The following is a 6956-nucleotide window of genomic DNA, read 5'->3' as shown; positions in this document are numbered from 1 at the left end:
CCCTTTTTGTCAACACCCCCTGAAGGGAAGTCCTTTTTCAATGTCCATTCTTTCTACTGATAACCTCTGATCACGATATACACAATCGCTACATAAAACACGATTCGATCCACAGTCCGATACATCGACTTGGACACCCGAATACCGAGCCATCCCACTCGCAACGGCCACAATAACTGAATGCGCCCCACCATCATATCGCTAATCAGATGGGACAGTATCCCCCACAGAGCTGCCATTGCAGCCGGAGAATCACCGAATAGCAGAAATGGAAGGAACAATATTACCCATGAGTGTGTCACTGTACGATGACCGAATCCTTTTTGCAGCATTTTGGATACAGGTCCCATCAAGTTTCCGAGCTTGCTATTTGCTTGATCGATATCAGGTACGAGTGCCATCGTCGCGCCAATGACGCTGCCCTTCCATGAAGGATAGGCGCAGTAACCTGCGATGGCACCAAGTGCCATATGTGTTTTCCAATTCATTCGCCTTTCACACCGTCTTTCTAGGATAGTCTAATGAGCTTATGTACGGTTGGTGGAATGGCAAACCAATACCATCATACATACAGTCGTTACGTCTCTAACAAGGACATGAAGCTCTCCGGATCGAGCCCATCTCCTTCGATTACAATGGCTGTCATTCCGGTTTCACTGCCTGATTCGTGCCCTTCTCCTGTGATCCAGAATGCCGCCTGACCACTCTGGATCGGGATACGTGCTGTACCTTCGCCGCGTACCCAGCCCTCTCCGCTCACCACTAGAAAAAGCTGAGGACAAGTCGCCGGATGATAGCCAACAATCCCGCCTGCCTCCAAATGGATACACCCAATCGAAACTGAATCAGGTGTGCGCATGACACGAGAAATCGTCGCATGGACGGAATTATAGCGATCAATCGTTTTGCCTACTTGCTGATCAAATCGAAATCGTTTCATACTTTCCCCTCCGCCTTTTGACGTGTAAGCCTTATCATAGCGCAACTAGATGGACTGTGACAGACTCATCTTCACGATTACTGCCGAAACCAAATGTTTTTGTAGTCGACAAGACCAAGCGCATTCAATGAAACACTGGCCAGAGCCGAATGGTAAGCAGATATTGATCGCTGCATTCTCGTCACGGTCATGAGTACGGCTTGTTCCTGATTAGGGAACATTCGAAAATGGACCGCTTTTTTATGGAGCATGGCGATTCACCTCCCCCACAGGAAGAGTTTACCACAACAAGAACGTGTGTTCTATAAAATGTTGAGAAATTTAACTTAAAAAGCAACAAAGCCCTTACTTCCCCTGCCCACATGATCGGAAGAATTAGCGGGATCACCGGCTCTATTTTCAAGCTCGGGATTGTCTTTTCCATCTATGGTTCTGGCTGGATGACCTTGTCGCTGGGGCCTTGGGCTGTTCGAAGATTGGCTTTGTGAAGACTGGCGTAAACAAAATAACACCCCTCAGAATCTTTCTATCGATTCTAAGGGGTGTATCTTGTAACGAAAGCTTTATACCTTGAAATGGCCGATCAGTTTTTCCAAATCGTCCGCGAGACTCGCCAGCGATGCAGCCGAGGAGTAGATTTCCTCCATCGAGGCGAGCTGTTCTTCGGTAGCAGACGAGACTCCTAATTACATTAAACACCAAGTCTCTCGGCGAGTTTATCTTCTGTCGAGTAGTCGATTCCTTGCCAAACGTTTTCGGGAGGATGATCGAGCTCCCATGCAAGCGTGCGTCGCATGGACTCCTCTGCGGCAGTTTGTTCTGTATACCCCAGCTCTCTCCTGATTTTTGCCGTATCCAGCTGAATATGTTGCTTCGTTTCGAGCTGCGGGACCCACTCCGTCGGCAATTCAGCAGCAGGCGCTGTAATCACTTTGCCATCCCAACCGTAAACGCTGCCGATTCGTTCAATCCACTCTCGCATCGAGAAGCATTGCTCTTCTGCTACGTGGTAAATCTGATTCTTTGCCCGATCGTCTGTGGCAACGAGGCAGATGGCATGCGCGATGTCTTCTACGTAGCCACGTGCCCAACGCCAAGAAGCAAAGCCTTCTTCGATCAAAATAAACGGACGTCCGTCACGCATCTGCTGAAGGTACGGATAGACGCGATGCTGGTAATCATGCGGGCCATACACCATCGGCAAGCGCAAAATCGTGCCCGGCAGACTCTGCTGTCCCATCACGACTTGCTCCACGAGTACCTTGTCATAATATTCGCGATCTGGTCTGTGCCCGCGGAACGGATAGCGCTTCTCGCAAAGCTTCGACTGCTCCGTAAGTGGCTCGGTCGTTATTGGACCGGACTCGATCTTGTTCACCCGTCCAAAAGCCTGATACACGTCACAGCTGCTGATCGCTACGACACGACCTGCCATATCCTGAAACGTTTCCATCAGCAGACGGGCATCTGCTTCTGTGTACGCAAATAGATCAACAACAACATCAGGTGCAAAGGAGCGAAAAGCCTTCCGGTAGTCACCCAGGCGGGCACGATCTCCCGTAATCGAGACGACACCTTGTGGAAGAGAGGCAGCACCGGGGGTAATCCCCCTATTGAATACAGCAACCTCATGACCTGCATCTGCCAAACGCTTCACTGCATGTGGACCAATAAAACGCGTTCCCCCTAATAACAGGATCTTCACCCCGGCACCCCCAGCTCTACAATTTTTCGATCACTTTATCAATCAAGCCGTATTCGAGCGCTTCTGCGGCGGTAAGGAAATAGTCGCGGTCTGCGTCTTTTTCGATTTGCTCGACTGTCTTTCCCGTACGCTCCGAGATAATCGTATACAGCATGTTGCGATGTCGCATAATACGGTCTGCTGCGATCTTGATATCGCTCGCCTGTCCTTGACTCCCTCCCCATGGCTGGTGGAGCATGACTTCTGCGTTTGGCAGGGCAAAGCGTTTGCCAGGCGCTCCTGCAACGAGAAGCATCGCACCCATAGATGCCGCCATCCCCGTGCAGATCGTGGACACATCGGGCGCCACGAATTTCATCGTATCGATAATCGCCATTCCTGCTGTGACAGAGCCGCCAGGCGAATTGATATAAAGATGTATGTCTTTCTTCGGGTCTTCTGCTGCCAAGAACAGCAACTGGGCGACGACTGCATTGGCTACCTGATCATCAATGGCACTGCCGAGAAAAATGATGCGATCCTTCAACAACCGGGAGTAAATGTCATAGGACCTCTCTCCATAACTCGTTTGCTCGACTACTACCGGAATGAGATTCATGAAAAACCCTCCTTCGTTTGTTAACGCTCGATTTTTTACGCGGCCATACGCATGCTGGTTGCTTGCGGTAACGCCACGGACTTTTTGTGAAATCCAGAAGAAACCTGCGTCACTACTGCCGGATTAGTCGCTGGCCCCACTGACCATGTCTGAACAGCTGCTTCTCTTTCGACAGCAACCCCGTTTCCGTTTCGGGCAGGCATGGCAATGACCTGATCAGATTTTGGCTGGACACGATTTTCCCAGACGATTACGGGTTTGGACTTGCTTGACTCCACAGCTTGTGCCTTCATGCCTCGTCTCCTCCTTGTTTTGGATAAACCGCGAGAACGACCTGATACGTTTCTTGTCCCTTTTCTTTTGGCTGATACTTCGCTACAAGCTGATTCACCAGTTGGACGTACTCCTCTACAAAAGCACTGCGCTGTTCCGCACTGGCAAGTTGAATACTCGCATTCAGCGTGGCACTCGGAACCTCCACCTCTTGATCAGAGCGCTCCAGCAAGAGCATGGCATCCCGCTTGATTCGTTCTGCTGTCTGAACCAGATGAGACAACGACCCTTGATCCTTCATTTGCTGAACCGTATCGTTGGCCCAGTTCAGTCCTTCCGAGAGCACATACGTCCGTGCAATCGCCAAATAAAGCACCTCGACGAGATTACGCACCTGTCGACTCCCTACCCGCCTAACCAATCCGACCTTTTCCAAGGCCTTCAAGTGATAATTGACACGCTGCGGGATTTCATTGATACCACGTGCGACTTCTGCTGCCGAAGCAGGCTCTGCCAAACGGCTTAATATCTCGGCACGGAGCGGGTTCAATAGCGCCATCGCCTGTTCCGGCTTCTCGACTACATATGTTTCCAATTGTTCGTGCGCCACAACAACACCTCATGACATTAATCATTTACGTAAAAATAGTTTATTACGTTAGTTTTTGTTTGTCAAATGATGGATAAGCCTTTTTTTCGACAACGCCAAAAGCCCCGCTTTGACCTGCGGAGCTTTGTTTTTCATTTCTATTCAGTTCGCTCAGAGAGATATGTGTAGTTGGAGGGATAAACATGAAGAATCTGGAGAAATAGAAATGGATCGCCTAGAAAGCGACCCGCGACTGAATAACTTATGCTTTTGTTATGAAGTGATGATTTCAACAGGCCCATGATCGTCACAATGATCACCATGAACATGATGCAATCTCCCATTCACAAGATAATCCTTGTGGTCACCATGAGGTACTAACTCGTGACCACAATCAGGTCCATGATCACAGCCACAAGTCATTGGCTTACATTCGCTTGGATTGGTGGAGCTCACAGGAATCTTGCATTCATCCCAGTGACCAGCATGTTCATGGTGAAGATGACCATTGTGAACGTAATCAATATGATCGTCATGTCGGATTTTTGTATGTCCGCAAGCAGGACTGTGTTGATGAGGATGCTCGTGATGGATATTATGTTCCAAATTTAAAACCTCCTTTTAATCAAATTAAGTATGCCATCAACTTCAACACAGTATTCTTCAGCGGGGACAAATTTAACTAATTAGTTATTGTGTATCTAGTAGCGGGACTATCGCATTTGTTTACACAATGTTCAATGAAAAGAGATGATTTCTCCATCCTGTGGAACATGTACGCGTCCGGCCAACTGTTTTTCCTGCAAACATTCATTCAATTCCCGGCGGCTGAGCAAGCAGTGGTTCCACGTCTCCATGTGGACAACGAGAATACGGCTGTCGGGCGCGGCATTTGCGACTTGGACGATATCCTCCTTCGTCATCGTGATCGGGCCTCCGGTCAAAAATTGCGCTGCACCTGCGAAAACGACGATCGCATCTGGACGATACGCTGTAACAGCCTGCTCTACTTCCTCACACCAAATCGTATCACCCGCAACATACAGCGTCTGCTCACCAGCTCGCTCCAGAACGAAGCCAGATACTGGCCCCATCTGTTGTCCAATTTCCCCTGTTCCATGTTGACCACCTGTCCGATGCAGGTAAACTCCTTGCCATGTATACTCCTCTTCGATGGAAATGACTTGTTCGAAGCCATGCTGCACCAGCTTATCCAGATCCGGTGGCTGGCAAAATACAGGCAAATGCTTCGGAAGAAGACGTATGGCCGCTTCATCCAGATGATCAAAGTGAGTATGCGTCACCAAGATAGCATCGACGCCCGCCACTACCTCCTCAACCGTTATGGGCATACCTACTCCTGGATTCGGACGCTGATTCGGCGTATTCGGTACTGCTGGCATTTCGCCCTTTGCGCTAAACATCGGATCGATCAAAAATATCAGCCCTGCATATTCCAAACGCAAGGTAGCATGTCGTACTAGCTGAATCTGCATGTCATTTCTTCCTTTCCTCGTTATCGATATAATGGATGTACGTTTATTGTATAAGGTCGCGAACGGTCGCCGCGAAACGATTGCTGGCTACCCACTTTCGCCGTGAAAGGAGATACACATGCTAGACCAAATCGATCTCTCCATCCTTGCATTGCTGCGCAAAAACAGCCGATTGCAGTGGAAGGACATCGGCGAACAGGTCCATCTAAGCGGTCAAGCCGTCGGCAACCGCATTAGACGAATGGAGGAGCAAGGTATTGAAATAGTTGGCAGTTTGGCAATGTATCCGTTCTCATGATTTTTCGGGGTTGCTCGATATTGTGAACAAGAGTAGAATGAGGAATACGAAAGGAGGAGAATCGCCATGGAAGATATGCTATTGCTGCTGTTTTCGCTGGAAGATTTCTTCGCCTTGGTCGCGCTTTTTGTAGGATGCTTCACTTCTGCTTTTTGTCTCAGACAGTGTTACCTGCAAAATCGGGCTCTTCATCAGAACGTCACGGATACGTACCGACCTTCCATTAACACGTTGTTAGTCGAGACTTATCCAATGGCGGCAAGGCAACCGCAGCGCCTTCGCTTATTCAGGCGCATACAGCATACAGACGGCGAAATGGATACATATGGTTCCTTCGTTTTGGATCGCGTAGTGTAACAAACATCCAAAAGGAGGTTGATCATATGATCGCCAAATATATCGGAGAAGTTTTGTTGTTTGTTGTGGGTCTGCCTATTTTCGCTTATCAAACATTCGAAGGAATGCACGCATTGGCAGATATCTTCGCACAAATGTCCGATTTTACCAATTACAAATAAGCTTGACGCATATAAAAGCCTGGCCGCCTCTTTTGACGGTCAGGCTTTCTTTATTCTGCCTGGATGCGGTCGCCTCTTGTTGTCGGCTGCGAAATCACGAGAAATTCCATATCCTCTGCTCCCTCATTTTTCATCTGGTGTTTGACTCCCGGAGGCACTTCTACTCCTTCTTGCCTGCCCAACACATGTCGAACGCCATCCACTTCCAGCATAGCCTGTCCTGACAGCACGAAGAAAAACTGACGCGACCGCTCATGATAATGACGCACTTCTGCTGTATTTCCGGGCATCCGCTCATGAATGATGCTGAGCTCTTGGCCTTTGACAAGATGCCAGCCATCGCATTGATCGCCCCAAATGTAATGCTCTGCATTCGCTTTGCTAATTTTCGCCATACCTGCTCCGCCTCCGGTTTTTGCTCTATCTTCACACGCTGAGGAGCATTTGTCACCAAGTGTTTACTTTTTCTGCCCAGTATGTTAAATTATTTGTGTATTGTAAGTGAATATTTGATTCGTTACTGGAGGAGCCTGTCATCA

12 protein-coding genes and 2 pseudogenes are annotated in these 6956 nt (G+C 48.8%); 4 read left to right on the top strand and 10 right to left on the bottom strand.

All coding sequences use genetic code 11. The features are described 5' to 3' along the window. Positions 1 to 53 precede the first annotated feature (53 nt). From C7R93_RS27795 to C7R93_RS27760, 8 genes and pseudogenes are all read right to left on the bottom strand, one after another. Complete coding sequence (locus C7R93_RS27795; protein WP_106841823.1) at positions 54 to 488, bottom strand: metal-dependent hydrolase; 435 nt, start codon at positions 486 to 488, stop codon at positions 54 to 56. Between the two features lie 89 nt (positions 489 to 577). Continuing rightward, positions 578 to 940 carry a cupin gene (locus C7R93_RS27790; RefSeq protein WP_106841822.1) on the bottom strand — a complete coding sequence of 121 codons (363 nt, stop codon included), beginning with the start codon at positions 938 to 940 and terminating at the stop codon, positions 578 to 580. Between the two features lie 77 nt (positions 941 to 1017). Beyond that, positions 1018 to 1191, bottom strand: a complete 174-nt coding sequence (locus C7R93_RS30125) for a hypothetical protein (RefSeq protein ID WP_158264059.1) — start codon at positions 1189 to 1191, stop codon at positions 1018 to 1020. Positions 1192 to 1503: 312 nt separating this feature from the next. Further along, positions 1504 to 1626 (bottom strand): annotated as a pseudogene (locus C7R93_RS30845) (methyl-accepting chemotaxis protein); the annotation flags it as partial. Positions 1627 to 1631: 5 nt separating this feature from the next. Beyond that, positions 1632 to 2645 carry an NAD-dependent epimerase/dehydratase family protein gene (locus C7R93_RS27775; RefSeq protein WP_106841821.1) on the bottom strand — a complete coding sequence of 338 codons (1014 nt, stop codon included), beginning with the start codon at positions 2643 to 2645 and terminating at the stop codon, positions 1632 to 1634. Between the two features lie 16 nt (positions 2646 to 2661). Beyond that, positions 2662 to 3243 carry an ATP-dependent Clp endopeptidase proteolytic subunit ClpP gene (gene clpP / locus C7R93_RS27770; RefSeq protein WP_103108112.1) on the bottom strand — a complete coding sequence of 194 codons (582 nt, stop codon included), beginning with the start codon at positions 3241 to 3243 and terminating at the stop codon, positions 2662 to 2664. 35 nt (positions 3244 to 3278) lie between these two features. Next, positions 3279 to 3536 carry a hypothetical protein gene (locus tag C7R93_RS27765; protein WP_106841820.1) on the bottom strand — a complete coding sequence of 86 codons (258 nt, stop codon included), beginning with the start codon at positions 3534 to 3536 and terminating at the stop codon, positions 3279 to 3281. Continuing rightward, positions 3533 to 4126, bottom strand: a complete 594-nt coding sequence (locus tag C7R93_RS27760) for a winged helix-turn-helix domain-containing protein (RefSeq protein WP_106841819.1) — start codon at positions 4124 to 4126, stop codon at positions 3533 to 3535. The genes C7R93_RS27765 and C7R93_RS27760 overlap by 4 nt, the downstream gene beginning before the upstream one ends. A 363-nt stretch (positions 4127 to 4489) precedes the next feature. Between C7R93_RS27760 and C7R93_RS30485 the strand changes: the two genes are divergently transcribed. Continuing rightward, on the top strand, positions 4490 to 4717 hold the full coding sequence (locus C7R93_RS30485; RefSeq protein ID WP_158264058.1) for a hypothetical protein: 228 nt from the start codon (positions 4490 to 4492) through the stop codon (positions 4715 to 4717). A gap of 125 nt (positions 4718 to 4842) precedes the next feature. Here the strand turns inward: C7R93_RS30485 and C7R93_RS27750 are convergent, their stop codons facing one another. Then, positions 4843 to 5601 carry an MBL fold metallo-hydrolase gene (locus tag C7R93_RS27750; RefSeq protein ID WP_106841817.1) on the bottom strand — a complete coding sequence of 253 codons (759 nt, stop codon included), beginning with the start codon at positions 5599 to 5601 and terminating at the stop codon, positions 4843 to 4845. 118 nt (positions 5602 to 5719) lie between these two features. Here C7R93_RS27750 and C7R93_RS27745 point away from each other — a divergent pair. The 3 genes and pseudogenes from C7R93_RS27745 to C7R93_RS30995 all read left to right on the top strand — a co-directional run. Next, positions 5720 to 5860: pseudogene (locus C7R93_RS27745) on the top strand (AsnC family transcriptional regulator); the annotation flags it as partial. 105 nt (positions 5861 to 5965) lie between these two features. Further along, positions 5966 to 6256 (top strand): hypothetical protein, encoded by a 291-nt coding sequence (locus tag C7R93_RS27740; protein ID WP_106841816.1) that lies wholly within the window; start codon positions 5966 to 5968, stop codon positions 6254 to 6256. A 26-nt stretch (positions 6257 to 6282) separates the two neighbouring features. Further along, positions 6283 to 6417, top strand: a complete 135-nt coding sequence (locus C7R93_RS30995; protein ID WP_279629461.1) for a hypothetical protein — start codon at positions 6283 to 6285, stop codon at positions 6415 to 6417. A 50-nt stretch (positions 6418 to 6467) separates the two neighbouring features. On the opposite strand, the gene C7R93_RS27735 is transcribed toward C7R93_RS30995, so the two are convergent. After that, positions 6468 to 6812: a cupin domain-containing protein gene (locus tag C7R93_RS27735; RefSeq protein ID WP_106841815.1), complete on the bottom strand. Its 345-nt coding sequence runs from the start codon at positions 6810 to 6812 to the stop codon at positions 6468 to 6470. Positions 6813 to 6956: the final 144 nt, after the last annotated feature.

This window comes from Brevibacillus fortis (assembly GCF_003013395.1).
In the GTDB taxonomy this organism is placed as follows: Bacteria; Bacillota; Bacilli; order Brevibacillales; family Brevibacillaceae; genus Brevibacillus; species Brevibacillus fortis.
Note: the sequence above shows the minus strand (reverse complement) of the source record. Positions and strands in the feature narration are given on the sequence as shown.

Coding starts and splice junctions, on each gene's coding strand:
- C7R93_RS27795 (WP_106841823.1), bottom strand. CDS start 488: ATGAATTGGAAAACACATATGGCACTTGGTGCCATCGCAGGTTACTGC.
- C7R93_RS27790 (WP_106841822.1), bottom strand. CDS start 940: ATGAAACGATTTCGATTTGATCAGCAAGTAGGCAAAACGATTGATCGC.
- C7R93_RS30125 (WP_158264059.1), bottom strand. CDS start 1,191: ATGCTCCATAAAAAAGCGGTCCATTTTCGAATGTTCCCTAATCAGGAA.
- clpP (WP_103108112.1), bottom strand. CDS start 3,243: ATGAATCTCATTCCGGTAGTAGTCGAGCAAACGAGTTATGGAGAGAGG.
- C7R93_RS27765 (WP_106841820.1), bottom strand. CDS start 3,536: ATGAAGGCACAAGCTGTGGAGTCAAGCAAGTCCAAACCCGTAATCGTC.
- C7R93_RS27750 (WP_106841817.1), bottom strand. CDS start 5,601: ATGCAGATTCAGCTAGTACGACATGCTACCTTGCGTTTGGAATATGCA.
- C7R93_RS27740 (WP_106841816.1), top strand. CDS start 5,966: ATGGAAGATATGCTATTGCTGCTGTTTTCGCTGGAAGATTTCTTCGCC.
- C7R93_RS30995 (WP_279629461.1), top strand. CDS start 6,283: ATGATCGCCAAATATATCGGAGAAGTTTTGTTGTTTGTTGTGGGTCTG.
- C7R93_RS27735 (WP_106841815.1), bottom strand. CDS start 6,812: ATGGCGAAAATTAGCAAAGCGAATGCAGAGCATTACATTTGGGGCGAT.